The organism is Desulfocurvus thunnarius (assembly GCF_055390965.1).
This window is the reverse complement of the sequence record NZ_AP042411.1, coordinates 2,556,964-2,580,630: the sequence shown is the minus strand read 5'-3', so window position 1 is coordinate 2,580,630 and position 23,667 is coordinate 2,556,964. Positions and strand designations below refer to the sequence as shown.

Here is a 23,667-nt window from a genome sequence, read left to right as displayed (position 1 = left end):
GCAGGTCAAGCACTCCCGGAACAGCGCACCGGGCATGGGCGGGAGGGAGGAAGCCCGGGGACGGTGCGTGCTCCCGGGGATGGGTAGGCCTCCGGCGGCTCAAGGGACACGTCCCTTGAGAATCCCGCATTGGGTGGGCGTGGCGGCGCGCCGCCACACCCACCCCGAACGGGATTCTTAAGGGCGACAGCCCTTAAGCCGCCGGAGGCTGATCAACCCGCAGGTGAAGCGCACCGTCCCCGGGCTTCCTCCCCTTCCCGCCGTCCCTCTTGCCTCCCCGGGCGACCGGGGATAGGGTGTCCCATGGGCCCCCCGGGGCCCGCCGCAAGCGCAAGCAACGGACCAACGGAGGAGCGATGAAGCCGGTCAACAAGGAAATCTTCAGGGCCTACGACATCCGGGGCGTGGTGGACCGCGATTTCGACGAAGAGTGGGTGGAGGTGCTGGGCCGGGCCTGCGGCACCTACTTCCGCGCCAAGGGCCACACCCGGGCCGTGGTCGGGCATGACTGCCGCCATTCCTCCCCGGGCTACCAGCGGCGTATGATCGCCGGGCTCACGGCCAGCGGCGTGGACGTGCTCTTTCTGGACATGGTCGCCACCCCGCTCTTCTATTTCGCGGTCAAAACCCTGGGCTACCACGCCGGGGTGATGATCACCGCCAGCCACAACCCGCCGGAGTTCAACGGCTTCAAGGTCTGGGAGGGCGACTCGACCATCCATTCCGACGAGATCACCGCCGTGTACGACATCATGGCCGCCGGGCAGTTCGCGTCCGGCGCGGGCGTGTCGGCGCATCACGACATCGTGCCCGCGTACCTGGACGCCCTGGCGGCGCGCGGGCCCCTGGCGCGCCCGGTGCGCGTGGTGCTCGACGGCGGCAACGGCGCGGGCGGGCTGGTCTGCGCCGAGCTGCTGCGCCGTGTGGGCGCCGAGGTCATCGAGCAGTATACCGAGCCCGACGGCGACTTCCCCAACCATCACCCCGACCCGACGGTGCCCAAGTACATGACCGACCTCGTGGCCCGCGTGCCCGCCGAGGGCGCGGAGCTGGGCATCGGCCTGGACGGCGACGCCGACCGCATCGGCGTGGTGGACGAGACCGGGGCCATGGTCTACGGCGACAAGCTCCTGGCCATCTATGCCCGCGACATGCTGACCCGCCACCCCGGGGCCAGGGTCATCGGCGAGGTCAAGTGCACCCACCTGCTTTACAAGGACATCGAGGCCCATGGCGGGCAGGCCATCATGAGCGCCACCGGGCACTCGCTCATCAAGGCCCGCATGCGCGAGACCGGCGCCCTGCTGGCCGGCGAGATGAGCGGGCACATGTTCTTCGCCGACGAGTATCACGGCTTCGACGACGCGCTCTACGCCGCCCTGCGCATCGTGGACATCGTGGCCCGCACGCCGGGCACGCCGCTGTCCGCAGCCCTGGCCGACTGGCCCGTGACCTGCAACACCCCCGAGCTGCGCGTGGACTGCCCCGACGCCCTGAAGTTCCGCGTGGTGGCCCGCGCCCAGGAATATTTCCGCCAGCGCTTCGAGGTCATCGACGTGGACGGCGTGCGCATCGTGCTGCCCGACGGCTGGGGGCTGCTGCGCGCGTCCAACACGCAGCCGGTGCTCGTGCTGCGTTTCGAGGCCCAGTCGCCCGAACGGCTGGAGGAAATCCGGCGCATGGTCGAGGAGCCCCTGGCCGCCTGGATCGCCGAAATGTCCTGACCGGGCCGCCCGGGGCCTGCGGCCCGGGCAGGCCCGCTTCTTCCGGAGCCCCAGGGGCCCGGGGCCCAGCGCATTCTTAACAAAGGTGGGCTGGACCTCGGAGCCCCGTGCGGGTACTCTGCCCCCGCGCTCCCCAGCCCGACCTCGCACACGCAACCAGGGGGATCCCCGTGCGCAAGAAGCTCATCATCGCCACCCTCGTGGCCGCCGCCGTGGTGGCCGCCCTGTTCTGGACCACGGGCCGCCGCGACGGCGAAATCCGGGTGTTGGGCACGGCCAAGGTCGTGCGCGGCACCGTGCGCAGCCAGTTGGAGGCCACGGGCATCGTCAAGGCCCAGGTCGGCGCCATCGTCAAGATCGGCGCCCAGGCCACGGGCCGCATCACCTCCATGCACGTCAAAATCGGCGACCCCGTGCGCGAGGGCGACCTCATCGCCGAGGTGGACAACCGCGAGCTGCGCGCCTCCCAGGCCGAAGCCCGGGCCCGCCTGGAGCGCGAGCGCGCCGAGTTGGCCCGCGCCCGAGACGTGGAACCCCTGGCCGTGGCCGCCGCCGAGGCCGACATGGAGGCCGCCGTCGCCGAGGCCGCCTACGCCACCCAGTTCGCCGCGCGCCAGCAGACCCTGTTCGACCAGGGCCTCGTCGCCCGCGACACCCGCGACGACGCCGCGCAGACGGCCCAGGTCAAGGACAGCACCCTGCGCGCCCGCCGGGCGACCCTGGAGCGCACCCGCACCGAATCGGACAAGGAGTTGCAAAAGGCCCGCAAGGCCGTGCGCGAGGCCCAGGCCGCCCTGGAATCCATCGAAACCCGCCTGAGCTACACGCGCATCGTCAGCCCGCTGACCGGCGTGGTCAGCCAGGTCACGATCCAGGAAGGCGAAACCGTGGTCGCCGGGCTGGAGGTCGCCAACCTGATCACCGTGCTCGACCCCTCGCGCCTGGAGATGTGGATCTACGTGGACGAGACGGACATCGGCCAGGTCCACCCCGGCCTGCCCGTGGAGTTCCAGGTGGACGCCCTGCCCGACACGGTTTTTCACGGCAGCATCGACCAAATCTACCCCGAGCCCGAGGTCCGCGACAACATCGTCTACTACCAGGCGCTGGTGCGCGTGAGCCCCGAGCAGGCCGCGAGCCTGCGCCCCGAGATGACCACCCAGTGCCGGATCATCGTCGAGGTCCGGGAGAACGTCCTGGCCCTGCCCAACGCGGCCCTCAAATGGGTGGCCGGGGAGCAGGCCGTGTACGTCATGCGCGACGGCAAACCCCAGCGGACCATGCCCGTCCTGGGCCTGTCCGGCGTGGAGACCACCGAGGTGCTGGACGGCCTGCGCGAGGGCGACGAAGTCGCCGTGCAACTCGTGCTGCCCGGCGTGCAGACGGCTCCGGGCGCCCAGAGCGGCCAGACCTCGCGCCCGCCCGGCCCGCCCGCCGGAGGAGGCCGCCGGTGAGCGCCGCCCCGCTCATCCGCCTGACGGACATCCACAAGCGCTACGAAACGGCGGGCGCGCCCACGGAGGTCCTGCGCGGCATCGACCTGGACATCGCCCATGGCGACTTCACGGCCCTGCAGGGGCCTTCGGGCTCGGGCAAGTCCACCCTGCTGCACATCCTCGGCCTGCTCGACCGCCCGACTTCGGGCCGCTACGAGCTGGACGGCCGCGACGTGTCCACCCTGGACGACGACACCCTCTCCGGGCTGCGCAACCGCACCTTCGGCTTCGTGTTCCAGAGCTTTCACCTCATCCCCTACGTGACGGCCCTGGAAAACGTGCTCCTGCCCGGGCTCTACGGGCCGCAGTCGCGCCGCGAGCTCACGGCCCGCGCCCACGACATCCTGGCCCAGGTCGGCCTGGCCGACCGCGCCCAGTTCCGCCCCGGGCAGCTCTCCGGCGGCCAGCAGCAGCGCGTGGCCCTGGCCCGCGCCCTGCTCAACCGGCCCTCGTGCATTTTCGCCGACGAGCCCACCGGCCAGCTCGACTCGACCACCAGCAAGGAAATCATGGAGCTGCTGGCCCAGATCAACGCCACGGGCACCACGGTGGTCATGGTCACCCACGATGCGCAGACCGCCGCCTTCGCCACCTCGGCCATCCACCTGCTGGACGGGCGCATTGCCGGCCGCGCTTGAAACCCTGCGCCACCTGGGGCGCGCCCTGGCCTTCGCCGTGGAGGCCGTGTGGGCCTACAAGCTGCGCAGCGTCTTCGTGGCCGCGGCCATCGCCCTGGGCATCGCCGCGCTGACCATCATCGTCACCAGCGTGGACGGCGCCCAGCGCCGCGCCGTGGAAATCGTGGACACCTTCGGGCCCGACGCCGTGTTCATCCTGGGCGGGGACATCATGTCCCGCGCGCCCGGGCGGCGCAGCATGACCCTGACCTGGGACGACGCCCGGGCCATGGAACAATCCCTGCCCGGGGCCTACCTCGTGGTGCCCATGCGCGCGCGCATGGGCCTGCGCGCCCGCTCGGGCAACCGCAACGCCGACCTGCCCGCCCTGGTCGGCTCCACCCCGGGCTATGTCCAGGCCTGGAACTGGCCGCTCTCCGAAGGCCGCGACCTCTCCGCCGACGACGTGCGCCTGGGCGCCAAGGTCGCCCTCATCGGCGACAGCATCTCGCGCGAGCTGTTCGGCGACGCCTCGCCCCTGGGCCGCGTGGTCCACGTGGGCAACCTGCCCGTGCGCGTGGTCGGCCGCCTGAGCTACCGCGGCGTGGGCGGCGGCCACGGCACCATCGACGACCGCATGGTCATCCCCATCACCACCCTGACCCAGCGCTTCAACATGGACCGCAAATACTTCCGCGCCCTGCGCGTGAAGTTCCACAACCCCGAGCGCATGGCCGCCCACGTGGAAAACCTGCGCTCCCTGCTGCGCCACCGCCACGGCCTGACCGGCGACACCCCCGACGACTTCACCCTGCTCACCGCCGACGAAATCCTGAAATTCATCGGCATGCTCAAGGGCAGCCTCGTGGCCTTCCTGGGCGTCACGGCCACGGCGGCCATGGTCGTGGGCGGCTTCGTGCTGGCGAACCTGTTCTACATCAGCGTCAGCGAACGCACCGAGGAAATCGGCCTGCGCAAGGCCATGGGCGCCACCGGCTGGCAGATCACCGCCCAGTTCCTTTTCGAGGCCGCCCTGCTGACCCTGGCCGGGGCCCTGGCGGGCATGGCCCTGGGCATGGGCATGGGCCAGTTGCTCTCGCGCCTGGGCGTGCTGGAAATCCTGTTCTCCGCCAAGGTTTTCCTGCTGGCCCTGGGCTCGGCCCTGGCCATCGGCCTGCTTTTCGGCCTGCGCCCGGCCCGGCGCGCCGCGCGCCTGGACCCCGTGGCCGCCCTGCGCGGCGAAGGCGCCTGAGCCCGCCCGCCGCGCCGGGGCCCGCGCCTTGACGCGCCCGCGCCCCGGCGGCTACCCTGCGGCCCATCCCGAACCACGCGCGGCCCCGCCGCGCCCAACCCGACCACGAGGAATCCCATGCGCAGAGGCTTCTCCCTGCTGCCCCGCCACACCAGCGAGTCCCGGGGAACGAGCGCCGTGCGCATGCTGCTGCTCATCTGCGTCTTCGCGGGCGTGGCCTGGCTGTACACGAAACACTTCGACCGCACCCTGGCCGACATCCAGACCCGCGCCGCCGTCCACGACGCCACCGGCCTGCTGGACTCCGGGCAGATGCGCCAACTGCGCGAGTTCAGCGCCCTGTTCCGCGACGAGTTCGGCGTGGAACTCGTGTTGCGCATCACCCAGGGGCCCGTGGAAATCCCGCGCCTGAAGTCCAAAACCCTCTTCCTCGGCCTGGACATCAAGAACCAGACCCTCATCGTCGAATACCCGGCCTGGATGCGCCGGGCCCTGGGGCCCGGGTTCACCGCCGACCTCGAAACCGCGCACATGGCCCCCTACTTCGCCTCCGACAGTTGGCCCACCGGTCTCATGATGGCCCTGAAACGCATCTGGGATCAGCTCATGACCCTTGAAACCCGCGAGACTCCCGCCCAATGACCCAAACCCTGACTCCGGTGATCATCCACACCGACGGCTCCTGCCTGGGCAACCCCGGCCCCGGCGGCTGGGCCGCCGTGCTCACGGGCAACGACGCCCGCAAGGAACTCTGCGGCGGCTACCGCCTGACCACCAACAACCGCATGGAACTCATGGCCGTCATCGAGGCCCTCTCGGCCCTGACCCGGCCCTGCAAGGTCGAGCTGCACTCCGACTCCCAGTACTTCCTGCACGCCCTGACCAAGGGCTGGCTCAGGAACTGGAAGCGCAACGGCTGGCTCACCGCCGCCAAGAAGCCCGTGAAGAACCGCGACCTCTGGCAACGCCTGGACCCGCTGCTCGCCGCGCACCGGATCGACTACCGCTGGGTCAAGGGCCACAGCGGCAACCGCGAAAACGAGCGCTGCGACCTGCTCGCCCGCCGCGAGGCAGGCCGCCGCGACCTGCCCGAAGACCCCGGCTTCGAGCCCTGAGGGCCCGGGGCCTTGCCGGGGCGCCGCCCCGGACCCCGCCGGGGGGCGCCGCCCCCTGGACCCCCGCAAGGGGGTAACACCCCCTTGACCCCGCACGCCGAGGCGGCCCGGGCGGCAGGAAGCCGCCCGGGCCGCCTCGGGGGTTTTCGGGGCTGCGAGGGGGAGCCTCTCCGCTTCTGCGTCCTTAAAGAAAGAGGGCGTTTCTTTCCCGCCAGACGCACGTTCGGCCACGCTCCGGGCCCTGCACATCTTGCCGCCCGGGGGGAGCGGGCGAACATCCATGGCTTGAGGATTCTTGATATTTCTTGATGTTCGCCCCGGGGCGGCACGGTCCTTGCGATACGCCCCGGCGAGGGAAATTGTTTCCCCGGTCGTGTGTTTCGGTTGTGTGCGGTTTACGGTTGAAGGAGAACGGGCATGGGTTTGAGTGCCTTGTACATCGGGGCCACGGGTCTGAAGACCCACGGGTCCGGCATGCAGAACATCGGCAACAACCTGGCCAACGTGAACACCGTGGGCTTCAAGGCCACGGACATGCATTTTTCCACGTTGATGAGCCAGACGTTGACCTCGGCCAGCAACCCGCTGACCGTCGGCTTCTCGCAGGCGGGCCAGGGCGTGGGCCTCGGCGCGGTGCTGACGAATTTCCAGAACGGCGGCTTCATGGACGGCAGCGCCACCACGGATCTGGCCATCACCGGCAAGGGGTTCTTCCGCGTGGAGCGGGACGACAAGATCCGCTACACCCGCGCGGGCAACTTCCGTTTCGACAAGAGCGGCTTCCTGGTGGACCCCAGCGGTTTCCGCGTCCAGGGCAAGCCCATCACCGACGGCGTGGCCGGAGCCACGGGCGACATCCGCCTGCCCCTGGACGACAACGGCGAGATCACCGTGCCGTCCAAGGTCACCAGCGAGGTCATGATGGGCATGAACCTGGGCACCATGACCGACGCCACGGTCAGCACGGGCAACCCGTTCTTCGCGCTTTTCGAGGCCTGGAACGGCGCGGACTCCGAAGGCCAGCCCCTGGGCGCCAATGCCGCCGGGTACGACAACACCATCCGCGTCTACGACTCCCAGGGCAACGGCCACGATCTGACCGTACACGTGGACAAGGTGACCGTCTCCAACGCCTCGGGCAAGTCGTACTACGAGTTCGTGGTCGGCACGGCCCCGGAAGCCGACGGCCGCGCGGGCATCGCGGGCACCTCCGGCGCCGGGCTGCTGATGACCGGCACCCTGACCTTCAGCTCCGCGGGCGACCTGGAAGACATGACCGCCTTCACCTACGACGGCGCGGGCGACCCGCGCGACCTGGCCAACTGGACGCCCGCCGGCCTTTCGGAATCCGGCGCGCCGAGCTTTTCCATGACCTTCGCGGGCCAGCCGCCCGGCACGGCGGACATCGGCCTGTCCTTCGGCCTGACGGGCACGGGCTGGACCAACGCCCCGGCCAGCGCGGCGGACGTAGGCCACGACAAGACCCTGCTCCCGGGCATGGCGGACGCAAAGAAGGGCAGCTTCGCCACCACGTCGCGCGGCGCCACGTCCACCACCGTCTACCAGACCCAGGACGGCACGCCCATGGGCTGGCTCATGAACCTGGAGGTGGACGCCTCGGGCACCCTGGTCGGCTATTTCACCAACGGCGTGCACGAGGAGCTGGGCCGGGTGTCGCTGTACAACTTCGTCAACGAATGGGGCCTGCGCCGCGAGGGCGGCAACCACTTCTCGGCCACCGACGCCTCGGGCGAGGCCGTGGAGGGCGAGGCGGACACCCTGAACTACGGCTCCATCGCCCAGAACACCCTGGAAGGCTCCAACGTGGACATGGCCGAGGAGTTCACCCGGATGATCATCACCGAGCGCGGCTTCCAGGCCAACTCCAAGGTCGTCACCACCCAGGACCAGATCCTCCAGGTGCTCTACCAGCTCAAGAAGTAGCGCGGGGCGCCGGAAGAGCCACGAAAAAGGGCGCGCCCGCCGGGCGCGCCCTTTTTCGTGGCCCTGCGGCGCGGGGCTTACAGGCCCAGGCTCTTCTTGACGTAGGCGTAGTCGATGTTCGAGCTGACGAGCTGCGCGCCCTGGCGGATCTTGATCACGTCGCGCAGCTTGTGGCGCGAGAGGATGGTTTCCATCTTCTTGGCCACGGAGAAGGTGTCCTCGCGCACGATGACGATGGGCACCTCCAGCACTTCCGAGCGGGTCAGGATGATGTCGTTGGGGTAGAGGTTGCCCGTGAGCACCAGGCAGGGGCAATTGCCTTCCAGGGCCACGAGCTGCACGTCCGAGCGGTCGCCGCCGACGATGACCGCCGAATTCTTGTTCTTGCGGAAGTGGGTCATGAAGTTCTCCACCTGCATGGTGCCGATGAGGAAATTCTCGACCACCTTGTCCGCCTTGTTGTGCGAGGAGATGACCTTGCCGCCCAGGCGCGCGGCCAGGTCGGACACCTTGATGGCGCCCATGAGCGGGTCCTTGGGGATGACGCCCAGCACGCGCACGCCCAGGCGCTCCAGGCAGGGCCGCAGCAGGGTTTCCACCTCGTCCATGGACGCCGGGGGAATGTCGTTGAGCACGACGCCCAGCAGCGCGTCGCCCAGGGCTTCCTTCATGACCATCAGGTAATCGTATTTCAACTCGTCGTGGAAGCGGTCGATGACCACGGCCTTGAGCCCCAGCTCGCGGACCACGGCGATGGCGTCGAGGTTGCAGTACTTGCCCGAGTACATGCTGCCCGACCCGGCCACGATGGTCACGTCGTTGCCCTGGGAAATCTTGGCGTAGGCCGCGCGGATGTCCTGCATCATGTCGCCGCACTCGCCCGCGAAGGCCTTGACCTTGAAGTCCTGCGTGACCAGCACGGGGGTCACGTCCGCGGCGGCGCCGGACAGGCCGAGGATGTTCTGCACGAAGTAGGCGTCCTCGTCCCAGGCCGTGCCGTCGATCTCGGTGGGCATGGCGCCCACGGGCTTCATGTAGCCGACCTTGTGGCCGTCTTTCTGGAGCTTGAGCCCCAGGCCCATGACCACCATGTTCTTGCCCGAGAAGCCCGCCGTGGAGCCGATGTAGATTCCCGCCATGGTCTTGCCGTCCTCCTGGCTGTCGTCCGTCCTGTCTACTTCATTTTCACGGCATTGCAAATCCCGCCGCCGCGCCGCCGTGCGAAGGGCGGTTGACCGCGCAAACCATCCCCTGGTATCCGGCCTCAACCAGGACTCCCGGCGGCGCCGGGCGCGGCGGCCGCCCGGCCTGCCGCGCGCGCCCCCGGGCAAACCCGGACACCAACGGCCTGGCCGCGACACGGGGACGGCAATGACGCAGGATTTTGATACGTTGCAAGAGGTTATTTCGCATCGGTTTTCCCAAGTCAAGCTTTTGGAAACCGCGCTGACCCACAGCTCCTTCGCCAACGAACACGAGGACGCCCAGCAGGACAACGAGCGCCTGGAATTCCTGGGCGACGCGGTGCTGGAACTCGGTGTTTCGGAAATGCTTTACGAACGCAACCCCGGGGCCCCCGAGGGCGAACTGACGCGCATGCGCGCGCGGCTGGTCAGCGAACCGGCCCTGGCGGCCCTAGCCCGCGAGCTGGGGCTGGACGAACTGCTGCGCCTGGGCCGGGGCGAGGAGCTGCAAGGCGGGCGCACGCGCGACGCGCTGCTGGCCGATGCCTTCGAGGCGGTGCTGGGGGCGGTGTTTCTGGACGGAGGCTTCGCGGCGGCGCGCGCGGTGCTGCGCGGCATCTACAGCCAGCGCCTGCCCGCGCCGGACGAAACGCGGCGCGTCAAGGACGCCAAAAGCCGCCTGCAGGAACTGACGCAGAAGGATTTTCGCGAGCGCCCGGCCTACGCGCTGCTTGGCGGCAGCGGGCCGGACCACGCCAAGGTCTTCGAGGTGGAGCTGACCTTGCCCGACGGGAGGCGCCTGCGCGCGAGCGGCCCGACGGTGAAGAAGGCCGAGCAGGACGCGGCGGCCAGGGCCCTGGAGCTGCTCCAGGCGCCCGGCGTTTCCCGACCCGGGGAGGCCTGAGCCTCCCCGGACCGGGCACGTCTTTGGTCTCACGCCGCAGCAGGAACCACAGCAGGGCTATGCGGCATCAACCGCCGCCGCCGATGAGCTGCATGGCCAGCCGCGGAATGGAGTTGGCCTGGGCCAGCATGGCCGTGGCCGACTGGGTCAGGATCTGGTTGCGCACGAACTCGGTCATCTCCCAGGCCACGTCCACGTCGGAGATGCGCGACTCTGCGGCCTGGAGGTTCTCGGCCTGAATCTGCAGGTTGGAGATGGTGTTCTCCAGGCGGTTCTGCAGGGCGCCCAGGTTGGCGCGGATGTTGTCCTTGGAGATGATGGCCGCGTCCAGGGCCGCCAGGGCGGCCTGCGCCAGGGACTGGGTGGAGATGCTCATGCCGCCGATGGAGGTGGCGGCGTCGGCGCCCATGCCCAGGCCGAAGTGCGAAGCCGTGGCCCCGCCGATGGAAATGAAATAGTAGTCTTCGCTGCTGTCGTTGCCGGTGCCGAAGTGAATCTTCATCGGCCCCACGGGCTGCAGGCCGGAGCCGTCGTGCTCGTCGGGAATGGCGCCCGAGAGCGTGCCGTCCAGCAGGTGGACCTGGTTGAAGTCCGTCGCCATGGCGATACGGGTGATTTCCGAGGCCATGGCCTGGTATTCGGAGTCGATGATCAGGCGCTGGTCGGAGTTGTAGGTACCCGTGGCCGCCTGTTCCGCAAGTTCCTTCATGCGGATGAGCTTCTCGTCGATGATCTGCAGCGCGCCGTCGGCGGTCTGGACCATGGAGATGGCGTCGTTGGCGTTACGGATGCCCTGGTGCAGGGTGGCCACGTCCGAGCGCATCAGCTCGCGGATGGCCAGGCCGGCGGCGTCGTCGGCGGCCGTATCCACGCGCAGTCCCGAAGAGAGCCTCCTGGTCGAGGTGGACAGACGCCCGTAGGTCTGGGTCAGGTTGCGGGCGGCGTTCATCGCCATGAGGTTGTGGTTGATGACCAAAGACATTGCAAAACCTCCTTGTTTTGACTTGCCCAGATTAAGCAACGTCAGTGCCAATTGAACTTTCTTAATCAATTCCAAACAGTTGCATTCTAGAAAAAGTCTAAAAACCCTAAAATTTCCGGGGGGATGGATATTTTTTCCGCCCAGGGCGCGGCGTTTTGCGCCGCCGGGCGGCGCCGCCCGGGGCGGGGCGGCCTCTTGACGAATCTTAACGAAAGCCCCGGAGCCGGGCGCGCGGGCTAAAGAAACGGGGCCATGCTGCCGATAAGGCAGTCAGGAGGTTCCACCATGGACACCGGCGGGGCCTTCGGGAGGCGGACATGGAAGTCACAAGCGTCACGGGAGCCCTGGGCTCCACCGAGGCCGCGCGCACCGCGGCCCGGGCCTACGGCAAGAGCCAGCGCCCGCAGGAGGCCGCACTGCGGCGCGACGACGAGACCGACACCGAAAACGGCACGGCGGAAACCGAAAGCAGAAGCGCCCTCCTGCGGCTGACCGAGCCGGTGGAGCGCTTCATGGCCAGGGTCGGGGTGGAGATCAAGTTCACGGTCCACGAGCAGACCGGGCAGGTCCAGGCCGAGGTGCGCGACGCCTCGGGCGAGAAGGTCCTGCGCAAGGTGCCCGCCGACGAGGTGCTGCGCCTGGCGCAGTCCATCCGCGAGATGAGCGAGCGGGTCATGGACAAGGCCCTGTAGGCCCGGCGGAGGCGCACATCCGTCACGGGCGCCACGCGCCCGGCACGGCCCCGGGGCGGGCGAAGGCCCGGCGCGTCCTGCGCGCCGGGCCTTCGTGCGTCCGGAAAACGGCGTGCCCGGCGGAGGCGTCCGCCGGGCACGGTTATGGTGAAGGAGGTCGGTTGTGTGCTGTGTTCGGGCTAGCGCTTCATCTGGATCACGGTCTGGAGCAGGCCGTCCACGGAGGTGACCATCTTCGAGTTGGCCTGGAAGCCGCGCTCGGTGGTGATCATCTGGACGAACTCGGCGGCCATGTCCACGTTGGACTGCTCCAGGGAGTTGGAGGAGATGGAGCCGTAGCCGTTGGCGTTGGCCGGGCCCGCGTTGGCCTCGCCGGATTCGCGGGTCTCGGAGAACAGGTTGGAGCCGTTGCGCTTGAGGCCCCACTTGTTGGTGAAGTCGTACAGGGTGACCTGGAACAGCTCCAGAACCACGCCGTTGGAGTAGCGCCCGGTGAGGATGCCGTCGCGGTCCACCGAGACGTTTTGCAGGAAGCCGAAGGTGTAACCGTCCTGCGACTGGATCTGGGTGGAGCTGGAACCCGAGTAGTTCGTGGTCGCGTCGGCGTTGACGCGGACGGAGGCGAACTCGGGCAGCAGGGTCGGGTCGGTGCCGATGGCCGCCGCGTTGGCCGCGCCGCCGGTGGCCCAGCCCGCCGAGGTGTTGGCGTTGGTCAGGCCGAAGTTGATGCCGATGTTGCGGGCGTTGGACTCGGCGGTGCCGCTGGCCGAGGTCAGGCCGGTGAAGTTGGCCGTGAACACGGGCTGGCCGTTGGTGTTGAACTGGGCCGGGGTCCAGTTGGCCAGGTTGCCCAGGTCGCCCGTGGCGCTGGAGGCCAGGGTGAAGGACGACATGCTCTTGAGCTGCCCCGAGGTGTCGAAGGTCATGGTGCCGATCATGACCACGCCCGCCACGCCGGAGTTGGCCAGGGTCTGGCCGTCGATGACGCGGCCGTCCTCGCTGGGCGGCACGGTGACCATGTACTCCCAGTAGCGCTCGCCCGAACTGGACACCGAGGCCACCTGGTCGAAGTAGACCGTCAGGTCGTGGGCCGAGCCGCCCTCGTCGTAGACCTTGATGGTGCTCTGGTAGGCGAACTGGGTCTCGCCCAGGGGCGTCTCGTTCTGCCCGTTCCAGACGTTGAACATGCTGAAGAAGGGGTCGACGGCGTCGGCCACGTTGTCGTTGCCGTCGCGCGAGTCCAGGTTGGTGACCATGGTCACGCTTTCGGTGGCCTTGGGCGGCGCGGTGAAGCCCTCGATGCGGATGTCCCTGGGCAGGCCTGCGCCCTTGATGGCCGAGGCGCCGCTTGTGGTGGTGGAACTCGCTCCGGAGGAGGCCAGCGCCGTGGACGTGGAGTTGTCGATGGCCCAGCCCTGAAGCACGTAGCCGTGGGGATCGACCAGGTAGCCGTCCTTGTCGAAGCGGAAGTTGCCCGCCCGGGTGTAGTAGACGGTCTCCTCCTCCTTGACCTTGACGCGGAAGAATCCGCGCCCGCCGATGGCCAGGTCGGTGGCCTCGTTGGTGGTTTCGAAGGCACCCTGGCTGAAGTCGGCATAGATGGCGCCCAGGGCCACGCCCCGGCCGATCTGCCCGACTCCGGCCGCGGTGTTCACGTCCTGGCTGATGAAATCCTCGAACTGCATGGTCGCGCCCTTGAAGCCGACGGTGTTGATGTTGGCGATGTTGTTGCCAACAACGCTCATCTTCTCGCCATGCGTCTGCAAACCGGACACGCCGGTCCACATGGAAGCGGAAAGACCCATAACCGAACCTCCTTATCCTGACTTCTGCCGTTGCCTGACCGGAACCCCGTGCCCGGGGCGCCGTATGCTGTCCATCGTTCCTCCTGGCCGAACCCCTTCGCCCGGGGTACGGCCAGGGAAAATATCGCCGCCTGGGCGGCCTCCGCCTATTCGTCGCCGGTGTCTCCGGTGTCGTCACCGGTGTCCCCGGTGTCGTCCCCGGTGTCGTCCCCGGTCTCCTCACCGGTATCCCCGGTGTCGCCCGTCTCGCCGCCGCTGCCGGTGCTCGGGGCGACCACTTCCTTCACGTACTGGAAGGCCACCGTGCGCCCGTCGGACAGGCGCAGATAGGTCACGCCGCCGGAGTACTGCACCGCGGTGACCACGCCCGCCACCTCGGTCTGGGTAAGAATGGCCGAGCCGTCCTCGCCCTCGGCGGCCATGGCCAGGTAGTAGACGCCCTCGGGCAGGTCCCTGCCCTTCCAGTCCTTGCCGTCCCACTGGAATTCGTGGTCTCCGGCGGCCTGGGCGCCCAGTTCCACGGTACTCACGATGTTGCCGTTCTCGTCGAAAATGTTCATGTAGACCTTCTCGGCCTTGTCGGCGAGCTTGTAGTACATGGTGCTCACCGTTCCATCCTCGTGGATGCTCAGGTTGTCGCCCACGGCGCGGATGGTCTTGCCGATGTAGGAGGCGGCGTTGACCATCTCCTGGTGCACGGTGGTCTCGCCCAGGGCGGCCACTCCCTCGTTGATCTGGGTCAACTGCTCCAGGCTGGAGAACTGCGCCAGCTCCGCCGTGAACTCCTTGTCGTCCATGGGGTTCAGGGGGTCCTGGTTCTGCATCTGGACCACGAGCAGGGTCAGGAAGTCCTCCTTGTCCAACTGGGACTTCCCGGTGAACTTCTCGGTATTGTAGAGGTCCTTCTCGGCCCTCCCGATGATGTTGCTCGGCTCGTAGAGTTGCATGGCGCTCCTCGCAATGGGTCGCTAGGCGATGATATCCAGCCCCTGGCGGGCAATTCTTGCCGTCTGCGGCTCATTGTGCATTTCCTGGGCCACGTCCTCGTCCTGGTCGCGCAACTGGCGCAGCATGCCCTGGCGGCGGGCGCTTTCCTCACGCTCGCGGGCCTGGTTGTGGTCTCCGGCGGAAAGCCATTGCCCGGGGTTCTGGTCGCCGGAAAGCTGGGTCTGCACTTCCATGCGCCCCACGCGGATGCCCTGCTGCTCGAGCTGCGAGCGCAACTGGCTCATCTGCTCGGAGAGCATGGTGTGGGCCTCGCGCGTTTCGGCGCGAAACGTGGCGCTGACCTCGCCGTCGCGCACCGAAAGGACCATGCTGAGCTTGCCCAGCTCGGGCGGGTCCAGCCGCAGGACGAGCTGCTTCTGATTCTGGCCCAGGGTGCGCAGCAGGCCGGACTCCACCTGGCGCAGGGCCCGGGCGGCCAGCTCGCGGTCCATGCCCGCCAGGGCCTCGCGCCCGCCGGTCTGGATCGCGGCCTGGCCCTCGGCAAAGCGCGCGGCGGCCAGGGTGGCGTCCTGCGTGGCGGCCTTGGGCGTATCGTCGGTGCGCACCTTGTCCCACAGCCGGGTCCAGGCCGCGTCGGCGGAGTCGCCGCCGGTCTTGGACTCGCCCTTGCCGCCCGCATTGTCGCCCTGGGCGGCGGCAGCGCCACGGCGCCCCGCGCCGTCGGCCGGGGAGCGGCTCTCGCGGCCTTCCCTGCCTTCATGGCGCGAGTCGCCCTCGGCGGCGCCCTGGGTGCCCCGCGTGCGGCCCGCGTTGGGATCGGCGGCCAGGATGCGCGCGGCCACGCCCTCGTCGCCGCCGTCGGCGGCTTCCGCGGCCTCGGCGGCCTCGGCGCCATCGGCCTTCTCGGCGCGCTGGCGGCGGCCCTCCTGGGCCAGGATGCGCCGGTTGCGGGCGTCGTTGTCCGTGCGGTTGCCCGCCTGGGTGGCCAGCCCCGCGCGGTCGGCGGCGGCGGTCAGCCCCTGGTTCACGAGGTTGCGCAGGGCCTGGTTGGCGTCGGCGTCCACCTGTCGGTCGGCGGCGACCTCGGCGCGCAGCATGGTCATGACCACGCCGAGCTGCCTGGAGGTCAATTCGGCGGAGTCCGCTCCGCCGAGCAGGGCCGCCAGCCTGCCCTGCCCGCCGTCGGACAGGCGCATGACCTTGCCCAGGGTCGCCAGCTCGGAGCCGGTCAGCTCCACGGTGGAGCCCTCGGGCATCTCGGCCAGCCGGGAACGGATGGCTTCCCAAACCGTGGCCGTGCCGCCGTTTTGCAGGGTGCCCAGCAATTCGTTGGAACGCGCGGCGGTCATACCCAGCTTCTGGAACAGGGTCAGCATGTCGCGCGACTCGGCGTCGGAAAGCTCCGGGGACGAGGATTCGCGCCCCAGTTCGACCATCTTCTGGGACAGGGAGCCCAGGAACTGACCCCAGCTCAACCCGGAGCCGCTGGAAATGCGCTCCTCCAAAGCCTGGATGTCGGCCTTGGACAGGCCGTAGGCCTTCAGGCCGTCGCGCAGGGCCAGGAAGTCCTCGCGGGTCATCTGCAATTCGCTGAGTTCGCGCGCGCCGGACACCGGGCCGTTGCCGGAAATCATGGCCGACAGGGTCGCGACCGTCTTGCTGCGCGTGCGCCGGGTGGACGCGGCCTCCTCGCCGAAGTCCGGCCCGCCGGGGACCAGACGGCCCGAGGCCAGGGCCTGGGCGCCGGAGCGGGCCTTGTCCCACATGGTCCGCACGGCTTCCTCGCGGCCCGGCACGTCGTCCCGCACGGCGGCCAGTTCGTCGTCCAGCAGGGCCGCGAACTGCGCACGACGGGTGTCTGCCTGCGAGTCGAAGAGCCCCGGGCGCGACGACGAGCCGCGCCCCTGGAACAGGCCCTCCAGGCTCGAAGACGTGGTGTCGGTGTTCACGAAGGGAAAAAACTGCATGCTGCGCACTCCTGGCCGCCTTGATTACAAGAGGCGTACCAACGCGTTCATGCAATGATTCCGGGCCTTGGCTGCGGGGAGCTCCGGGCAGTGCGGGCAGAACTTGCCCGCGCGGACGGCCCGGCGGAGGGGCGGGGGGAACTAGGCGGCGGGGCCGCGCGGGTCGGTCACGTGCAGCAGGGCCTCGGCCAGGGCCAGGGCCAGGGCCCAGGCCGGGCGGCCGAAATCGCCGTTTTCCAGCAGAAGCTGGCACAGGCTGCGCGCGGGCTGCATGGCCGGGGGCGTGCGCAGCCAGAAGTCGGGCGGCAGGGTCCGCCGCGAGCGGGCCAACCCCCGGCCCAGGTCGCGCCCCAGGCGGGCCAGAAAGCGGCGCATGCCTTCGTGCAGGGGTGGATAGCCCTCGGCCAGGGCCGCATAGGCCCCCCGGGCCGCCCCCGGGCCCCACAGCCCGAAGTGCTGCCCGAAGAACCCGTGCCAGAAGCGGCCCAGAAGCTCGCGGGCCGCCAGGGGCCCCTCGGGCGCCAGGGATTGCAGGGAGTAAAGCCCTTGGGCCGAGCGGCCCGAGCGCAGCAGTTCCAGGTCCGCCAGGGGCCGCTGCGTGTAGCGATCCAGGCGGCCCTCGATGGCCTGCTGGGCCAGATAGGCCACCTGCCGGGGCAAAAAACGCTCGCGGCAGGGCACGCCCGGGCGGGAGCACTCCCAGCAGCCCCGGCAGCTCATGCGCGCGCGCAGTACGTGGTGTTGCGGCTGGTAGGGCCCGGTTTCCCAGCAATTCACGTTGCCCATGGACAGGTTGAGCACCGGCAGGCCCGTCCAGGCCGCCAGATGCATGGGCCCGGTATCCGGGGTGATCATCAGCCCCAGGGTCTGGCCGATGACCACCAGCTCCGAAAGGCTGGTGCCGCCGCACAGGTTGAGCACCTGGGCCGGGACGGCCCCGGCCACAGCCCGGCCCATGGCCGCCTCGCCCGGGCCGCCCAGCAGCACGGGCCGCAGCCCCCGGGCCAGCAGCTCGCGGGCCAGGGCGGCCCAGAAAGTCGGCTCGGGGCGTTTCTCCGGCTGGCTGGCGCCCAGGAACAGGCCGATCTTGCGCCGCGCCGCGGGAGTGATGCTGCGCGGCGGGGGGAAGCTCGTGGCCGCGATGTCCGCCAGGGGAATCACGTCCAGGGCGTTCAGGTCCGCCCAGTGGAAACGGTTGTGGCGGTTGGCCCGCACCAGGGAGGTGCGGTAGAGTTGCCAGTGGCCGCGCACATAGGCCGCGCCGCCCGCGCCGCGCACCGGGCCGTAGACCTCCTCGGCGCGCACGCTCCCGGCCAGCTCCGCCGCGCGCGGGTCGTGGCTCAGGTTGATGACCAGGTGGTAGCTGTGGGCCCGCAGGTGGGCCAGGCTGGCGGCCTCCCAGGGGAAATAGGTCACCTGGGGGCTCACGGGCAGCAGGTGCTCGGAGAACACGCGCTCGGCCATGGTCCACAGCGGGTGGCCGGGGAAGCGGCGCGACAGCCAGAGCATGAGCGGAAAGGACAGCACGAGGTCGCCCATGCGCTGCATCTGGAGGATCAGGATGGGCGCCTTGCCGGGGTCGCCCTGGGCCGTGGCGGCGGTCATGCCCGCCTCACCCGTACAGCTCGCGCATGGCCCGGAACAGGGTGTCCAGGCGGTGCTCGTAGGTGTGTTCGGCCAGGATGCGCCGCCGGGCGGCGGCCACGATGCGCTCGCGCTCGGCGGGATGGTCGAGGTAGCGGCGCACCAGTTCGGGCACCTCGGCGGGGTCGCGGAAAAAAGCCACCTCACGCCCGGGCTCGAAAAGGTCCTCCATCTGCTGGCGATGGTCCGTCAGCACGAAAGCCCCGGCGGCGGGCACGTCGAACACGCGCTGGTTCACCGCGCCCTTCATCTGCTGGCTGGTGCAGTTGAAGTTGATCTCGGACAGCGTGTAAAACAGGGGCAGTTCCTCGTAATAATTCAGTTCCTTGTGCCAGCGCCAGGTGTCGCCCCGGCCGGGGAAGGTCCGCAGCCAGCCCCGGTCCCCGGCGATGAGCGGGTCAAAGCCCAGCAGGCCCTGGATGCAGCCCTTGCGGTACTGGCGGGTGGCCTCCCAGGTGATCATGGTTTCGTAGCACAGGCGGCGCTCGTCGCTCTCGAAGGCGTCGAAGACGCGGGCCAGGTCCGGGTGGGCCCGGCGCAGGAACTCGCTGACCGAACGCTCGCTCCCGGCGCTGAACCCGGCGGCCACGGCCTTGTAGGTGCGCAGCATCTCGCGCGGGAAGCGCCCGGCCTGCATGCGCTTGCCGACCTTGGTGGTCATGGAGTTGCCCACGAAGGAGACCCGCGCGCGCCAGGGGTGCGGCCCGGGCGGCGCGGCCACGGGCGCGAAGCGCGTGGCGTCCGTGGCCAGGGGCAGGTAGCGCACGTGGGGGAAGCCGCGCGCGGTCAGGCTGGCGATGTTGTCCGTGTCCCACGTGAAGATGGCCGTCCACGGACTTTGCAGCTTGTTGTAGAGGTAGAGGATGAGGTGCGGGTTGTCCACGAACCACGAGGCCAGAGGGATACGCAGGCGCTCCAGCAGATCCACCAGCACGCCTTCGCGGTCCACCCCCAGGTGGTTGATGGTGAACACGAAATCGGGGCGGAAGGTCACCACCTCGTGCAGCAGGCGTTCCACGAACTCGGCCCGGCCCGTTTCGCGGGCGCCGATGTTCACGAAGCGATGCGGCGCGCCCAGGCGCTCACTGGCGCGCACCAGCTCGCCCAGCAAAAAATAATCGCTGGTCAGATACAGCACGCGCGGCGGCCAGGAAACGAACTTGGGATAGCGGGCCCGGGCCCAGAAATCGGCCTTGCGGCTGGCTGCAAGGGCCTGCTCCACGGCGGCGTAATGGTCGCGGTCGATGCGCCGGTACACGGGCAGGGCCAGGGGCGCGAAGGGCCTGCCGCCGTGCTCCATCTGCCAGCGAGACAGGACCCGCAGGGCGGCCTCGGGGGTCGGGTCGTCCACCCACAGCACGCGCGGGTCCGCGCCCGGGCCCCGGCGCACGCCGGTCAGTTCCAGGATGGGCGCCTCGCGGTCCACCACGGCCACGGGTCCGGCCCAGAGTTCCAGCACCCGGGCCAGGGCCGCGCCCAGGCCCGAACCCAGCAGCACGGGCAGCCGTCCGGCCCCGGGGTCGAAGCCCTCCACGGCGCGCAGTTCCATGGCCGCGCCCGCGCCGCCCAGAAGCGGCCAGGAGCGCGGCCCGAAGGTCAGCAGCACGTCGGCCAGGGCGCCGTCGTCGCCCGTCAGGGGCCGGGCCGTATAGGGGCGCGGGGTCGGGTCGTCGTGCTCCGGGTTCACCTCACCACGTCTCCGTGTCGGGCCGGTGGAACATGAATTCCACGCGGCGGTTGCGCGCGCGGTCCTCGGGGCGGTCGTTGGGCACCAGGGGCCGGGTGTCGGCGTAGCCCACGGCCTTCATGCGCCGGGGGTCGATACCGCCGGTTTCCACCAGATAGTGCAGAGCCGCCGCCGCGCGGGCGGCGGAAAGCTCCCAGGCCGAGGGATAGGGCCCGGAGCCGCCCTTGCCTTCCTGGTCGTCGGTGTGCCCGCGAATCACGCAGTTGAAATTGTATTCTCGCAACACTTTGAGCACGTTGTCCAGCAGCTTCGGCGCATCGGCGGTCAGGGCGGCCTCGCCGGGCTTGAACAGGGCCGCCGATTCCACGCGCACCAGGGCGCCTTCGCGCTCGGCGCTGACGCCCACCGAACGCTTGAGTTCCTCCTGGTTCTCCATGAGCGCGCGGAGCTGCATGGTCAGGTCGAGCACGGCCTTCTGGTCGCTGTCGAGCTTCACCCCCTGGCGCTCCAGGCGGGTGGGCGAATAGGCCGCGAAGGTCGCCTCGGGGCGCTCGGTCTGCACGCCGAAGGCGTTCTGGATGGACCCCATGAGCGTGCGGAAGTTCATGATGTCCATGTTGGCGAAGGACAGCAGCAGCACGAAAAAGCACAGCAGCAGGGTGACCATGTCCGCGAACGTGGCCATCCAGGGCGGCAGCCCCTCCTCCGGCGGCGGCTCCACCGGGGGCTTCTTGACGTAGGGTGCGCCGGCCACGGCCTAGCCCTTGCCCTCGCGCAGGGCGGGGGCCAGGAAGGCCAGCAGCTTCTCGCGCACGATGGTCGGGTGCTCGCCGTGCATGATGGACACCACGCCCTCCATGGCGATCTCCATGTACAGGCTCTCCTCGGCGCTGCGCTCCTCCAGCTTCTTGGCCATGGGCAGAAAGATCACGTTGGCCAGCACCGCGCCGTAGAAGGTCGTCAGCAGGGCCACGGCCATGGCCGGGCCGATGGAGCTGGGGTCGTCCAGGTTCTGGAGCATCTGCACCAGGCCGACCAGGGTGCCGATCATGCCCATGGCCGGAGCCATGGTGCCCATGCCCTTGAACACGCCCTGACCCTGGAAATGGCGCCGCCTCATGAAGGAAATCTCGGTGTCGAGCACGGCGCGCACGAGGCCCTCCTCGGTGCCGTCGGCCACGAGCTGCACGCCCTTCTTGATGAACGGGTCGTCCACCTGGACCTTTTCCAGGGCCACCAGGGACTCCTTGCGGGCCTTCTCGGCCAGGGAGACCATGAGCTCGATGAGCGCGGCGGCGTCGCGGCCTTTGGCGAAAAAGGCCTTCATGCCGACCTTGAACGAACGCAACACCACGCCCGCCGGGAACATGATGAAGGTGATGGCCACCGTGCCGCCCCCGACCATGAGCACCGAGGGTACGTCGAAAAAGCCGCCGATGGCGCCGCCGAAGGCGATGGACCCGAAGATCAGGCCCAGCCCGGCGATCATGCCGACAAGGGTTCCGATGTCCATAGAAAGGCTACTTCTTCAAGGCGGGTTGACCGACCACGACCTCGTGGTCGGCGTAGGTGAAAAACACGTTTTCCAGGTAATCGTCCACCATGTAGCTGGCCTCGCCGATGCAGACCTCCACCCCGGGGTGGACCTTGCCGGGAACGACCACCCGGCAGCCTTCGAGATTTTCCACGGCGCGGATGCCCTGCCACAGCTCGCGGTGCCGCTCGCGGAACTTGCCCAGGCGCTCCTCCAGCAGGGCGATCTTGGGCGCCAGGTCCCCGCGCAGGTGGGGATGCTTGCCCAGCAGCGCCCGGGTCTCCTCCAGGCGGCCCAGGGTCTCGGCCAGCTTGGCTTCCACCAGGTGCGAACTGTTGAGCAGCATGGCGTCGTAGCCCAGGATGAGCACCGTTCCGGCGCCCATGCCGCCGCCGAGCTGCCCGCCCACGTAAATGATGCGCGTGCACACGGCCTTGCCGCCCACAAGGCGGCCCTTCACGGCCAATTGCTCTCCGGCGTACACGTCGCAGTGCATGCACGGCCCGTCCACGAGCATCCGGCCCCCGGCCAGGAGCATGGCGTTCTCGGCGAAAGGCACGCGGAAATTGGCCCCGGCCTTGACGGTCGCCTTGCCGCCGCCTTTGATGCCGCCCTCGGCCTGGAAGGACTCGCGCGCGCGGATCAGCGCGCCCTCCACCGTCTGGCGCACCAGCACGTTCAGCCCCTGGACCTGGAACCCCGCGCGCACGCTGCCGTGAACGACCACGTTGCCCAGAAACGAGATGTTGCCGGTGTGAAAGTCCACGTCGCGGCGCACGTTCAGGGTCTTCTTCACCGTGATGCGCCCGTCGAGGTAGAACACGTAGCCCGCCTCGGCGGCCAGAAGCTCGTCGGGCCGCGAGGGGTCGACCATGGTGTTGTTCCCGGCGGGGAAGACCTTTTCCTCGTAGGCCAGGGTGCTCCAGGGGTCCGGGGCCGAGCCGTCCCCGGGCACCGGGGGCGCGTCCATCCACCGGGCCAGCACCTGCCCGCGCTCGACGTTCTGCACGTAGCCCCGGTTGTAGTGGTCCACGCTGCCGTCGGCCAGCTCGCGCGGGCGCAGATCGGTATAGTCGAAGCCCGGGTCGAAGAAGTGCTTGAGATAATAGGGCATGCACGATCCTTCGCCGGGGCGCCGCGCGGCCGGGCCGGCCGGGCGCATGCCCCCGAGCAGTATACCGCCATACGTTGCCGGGCGGTCAAATTCAAGCGACATTTCAGCCCGGCTCCGCAGGGTAATTCCCGGGCCGGGCCCCGCGGCTCAGTCCCCGGCCACGCTGTCCAGCATGATGGTCACCGGACCCCAGTTGACCAGCGACACGTGCATGCTCGCGCCGAACTCGCCCTGGGCGACCTTGCCGGGCAGGCGCACGCGCATGTCGTCCACCAGCCGCGCAAACAGCGGCTCGGCCACCTCGGGTTCGGCCGCCAGGTGGAACGACGGCCTGCGGCCCTTGCCCAGGTCGGCATACAGGGTGAACTGCGGCACGAGCAGAAGCTCCCCGCCCCACTCCGTGAGCGACAGTTTCATGCGGTCCTCGGGGTCGGGGAAAATGCGCATCTCGCACAGTCGGCCCAGAGCCCGCTCCCAGGCCGGGCTTCCGGGCAGTTCGGGCCCGTCCTCGCGCGAAAAACCCACCAGGGCCAGCAGCCCCACGCCGATGGCCCCCGCCGTGCGCCCGCTCACGGTCACCCGCGCCTCGCGCACCCGCTGGATCAGGATTCTCATGGCTCCACCTCGAAATAGGTCGCCGACTGGCCCGGCTTTTCGGACACCGTGACCCGGGCCACCGCCACGCCGCTGCCCGCCAGCCGGGCCGCCAACGCATCATACACGAAACGGGCGATATTTTCCGAGGACGGATTGCGCTCGGCGAAGCAGGCCAGCTCGTTCAGGTGCCGATGGTCCAGGGCGGCCAGGGCCTCTTTCAGATGCCCGCGCAAGACCTTGAAATCCATGAGCAGCTCGGTGCCAGGGCTCAGGGTGTCGCCCTCCACCTCGGCCACCACGCCGAAGTTGTGGCCGTGCATGCGCTCGCACTTGCCCTCGTAATGCCGCAACTGGTGCGCGGCCGAGAAATCCTCGCTGACGGACAGGCGCCACCTGCCCTTGCGCTTGGGGGTCATGGTCGTTCCTGGGCCCGGGGCCCGGTTGATGGTTTCCGCCGCCCG

21 protein-coding genes are annotated in these 23,667 nt (G+C 69.3%); 9 read left to right on the top strand and 12 right to left on the bottom strand.

Features of this window, described 5'->3' with window-relative positions; genetic code table 11:
- Positions 1-356 precede the first annotated feature (356 nt).
- From ACZ5KV_RS11215 to ACZ5KV_RS11185, 7 genes are all read left to right on the top strand, one after another.
- Complete coding sequence (locus tag ACZ5KV_RS11215) at positions 357-1,724, top strand: phosphomannomutase/phosphoglucomutase (protein ID WP_464239390.1); 1,368 nt, start codon at positions 357-359, stop codon at positions 1,722-1,724.
- Positions 1,725-1,894: 170 nt separating this feature from the next.
- A complete protein-coding gene (locus tag ACZ5KV_RS11210) occupies positions 1,895-3,178 on the top strand; it encodes an efflux RND transporter periplasmic adaptor subunit (RefSeq protein WP_464239389.1) in 1,284 nt (427 codons plus the stop codon).
- The gene (locus ACZ5KV_RS11205; protein ID WP_464239388.1) at positions 3,175-3,858 is read left to right on the top strand and encodes an ABC transporter ATP-binding protein; all 684 of its coding nucleotides are present in this window, start codon (positions 3,175-3,177) and stop codon (positions 3,856-3,858) included. Before ACZ5KV_RS11210 ends, ACZ5KV_RS11205 begins: the two co-directional genes overlap by 4 nt.
- Complete coding sequence (locus ACZ5KV_RS11200; protein WP_464239387.1) at positions 3,842-5,089, top strand: ABC transporter permease; 1,248 nt, start codon at positions 3,842-3,844, stop codon at positions 5,087-5,089. The genes ACZ5KV_RS11205 and ACZ5KV_RS11200 overlap by 17 nt, the downstream gene beginning before the upstream one ends.
- 117 nt (positions 5,090-5,206) lie before the next feature.
- Positions 5,207-5,731 (top strand): hypothetical protein, encoded by a 525-nt coding sequence (locus ACZ5KV_RS11195; protein ID WP_464239386.1) that lies wholly within the window; start codon positions 5,207-5,209, stop codon positions 5,729-5,731.
- Positions 5,728-6,204, top strand: a complete 477-nt coding sequence (gene rnhA, locus ACZ5KV_RS11190) for a ribonuclease HI (protein WP_464239385.1) — start codon at positions 5,728-5,730, stop codon at positions 6,202-6,204. The genes ACZ5KV_RS11195 and rnhA overlap by 4 nt, the downstream gene beginning before the upstream one ends.
- A gap of 417 nt (positions 6,205-6,621) precedes the next feature.
- Positions 6,622-8,148: a flagellar hook protein FlgE gene (locus ACZ5KV_RS11185; protein ID WP_464239384.1), complete on the top strand. Its 1,527-nt coding sequence runs from the start codon at positions 6,622-6,624 to the stop codon at positions 8,146-8,148.
- Between the two features lie 77 nt (positions 8,149-8,225).
- Here ACZ5KV_RS11185 and ACZ5KV_RS11180 read toward each other — a convergent pair whose 3' ends face one another.
- Complete coding sequence (locus tag ACZ5KV_RS11180; protein WP_464239383.1) at positions 8,226-9,287, bottom strand: phosphotransacetylase family protein; 1,062 nt, start codon at positions 9,285-9,287, stop codon at positions 8,226-8,228.
- Between the two features lie 232 nt (positions 9,288-9,519).
- Between ACZ5KV_RS11180 and rnc the strand changes: the two genes are divergently transcribed.
- Positions 9,520-10,236 (top strand): ribonuclease III, encoded by a 717-nt coding sequence (gene rnc, locus ACZ5KV_RS11175; protein WP_464239382.1) that lies wholly within the window; start codon positions 9,520-9,522, stop codon positions 10,234-10,236.
- 67 nt (positions 10,237-10,303) lie between these two features.
- On the opposite strand, the gene ACZ5KV_RS11170 is transcribed toward rnc, so the two are convergent.
- Positions 10,304-11,218: a flagellin N-terminal helical domain-containing protein gene (locus tag ACZ5KV_RS11170; protein ID WP_464239381.1), complete on the bottom strand. Its 915-nt coding sequence runs from the start codon at positions 11,216-11,218 to the stop codon at positions 10,304-10,306.
- A 317-nt stretch (positions 11,219-11,535) separates the two neighbouring features.
- Between ACZ5KV_RS11170 and ACZ5KV_RS11165 the strand changes: the two genes are divergently transcribed.
- Complete coding sequence (locus ACZ5KV_RS11165) at positions 11,536-11,910, top strand: flagellar protein FlaG (RefSeq protein ID WP_464239380.1); 375 nt, start codon at positions 11,536-11,538, stop codon at positions 11,908-11,910.
- 179 nt (positions 11,911-12,089) lie between these two features.
- Here the strand turns inward: ACZ5KV_RS11165 and ACZ5KV_RS11160 are convergent, their stop codons facing one another.
- The 10 genes from ACZ5KV_RS11160 to ACZ5KV_RS11115 form a co-directional block, all read right to left on the bottom strand.
- Positions 12,090-13,715 (bottom strand): flagellar hook protein FlgE, encoded by a 1,626-nt coding sequence (locus ACZ5KV_RS11160; protein WP_464239379.1) that lies wholly within the window; start codon positions 13,713-13,715, stop codon positions 12,090-12,092.
- Between the two features lie 146 nt (positions 13,716-13,861).
- Positions 13,862-14,662 carry a flagellar hook assembly protein FlgD gene (locus ACZ5KV_RS11155; RefSeq protein ID WP_464239378.1) on the bottom strand — a complete coding sequence of 267 codons (801 nt, stop codon included), beginning with the start codon at positions 14,660-14,662 and terminating at the stop codon, positions 13,862-13,864.
- Positions 14,663-14,683: 21 nt separating this feature from the next.
- Positions 14,684-16,630, bottom strand: coding sequence for a flagellar hook-length control protein FliK (locus tag ACZ5KV_RS11150; protein WP_464239377.1), 1,947 nt, complete (start codon positions 16,628-16,630; stop codon positions 14,684-14,686).
- Positions 16,631-16,771: 141 nt separating this feature from the next.
- A complete protein-coding gene (locus tag ACZ5KV_RS11145; protein ID WP_464239376.1) occupies positions 16,772-18,235 on the bottom strand; it encodes a glycosyltransferase family 9 protein in 1,464 nt (487 codons plus the stop codon).
- Between the two features lie 7 nt (positions 18,236-18,242).
- Complete coding sequence (locus tag ACZ5KV_RS11140) at positions 18,243-19,961, bottom strand: CgeB family protein (RefSeq protein WP_464239375.1); 1,719 nt, start codon at positions 19,959-19,961, stop codon at positions 18,243-18,245.
- A gap of 1 nt (position 19,962) precedes the next feature.
- A complete protein-coding gene (locus tag ACZ5KV_RS11135) occupies positions 19,963-20,715 on the bottom strand; it encodes an OmpA/MotB family protein (RefSeq protein WP_464239374.1) in 753 nt (250 codons plus the stop codon).
- A gap of 3 nt (positions 20,716-20,718) precedes the next feature.
- On the bottom strand, positions 20,719-21,474 hold the full coding sequence (locus tag ACZ5KV_RS11130; protein WP_464239373.1) for a motility protein A: 756 nt from the start codon (positions 21,472-21,474) through the stop codon (positions 20,719-20,721).
- Between the two features lie 7 nt (positions 21,475-21,481).
- Positions 21,482-22,609 carry a DUF342 domain-containing protein gene (locus ACZ5KV_RS11125; protein ID WP_464239372.1) on the bottom strand — a complete coding sequence of 376 codons (1,128 nt, stop codon included), beginning with the start codon at positions 22,607-22,609 and terminating at the stop codon, positions 21,482-21,484.
- 147 nt (positions 22,610-22,756) lie between these two features.
- A complete protein-coding gene (gene dtd / locus ACZ5KV_RS11120; RefSeq protein WP_464239371.1) occupies positions 22,757-23,224 on the bottom strand; it encodes a D-aminoacyl-tRNA deacylase in 468 nt (155 codons plus the stop codon).
- Positions 23,221-23,622 carry a 6-pyruvoyl trahydropterin synthase family protein gene (locus ACZ5KV_RS11115; RefSeq protein WP_464239370.1) on the bottom strand — a complete coding sequence of 134 codons (402 nt, stop codon included), beginning with the start codon at positions 23,620-23,622 and terminating at the stop codon, positions 23,221-23,223. The genes dtd and ACZ5KV_RS11115 overlap by 4 nt, the downstream gene beginning before the upstream one ends.
- Positions 23,623-23,667: the final 45 nt, after the last annotated feature.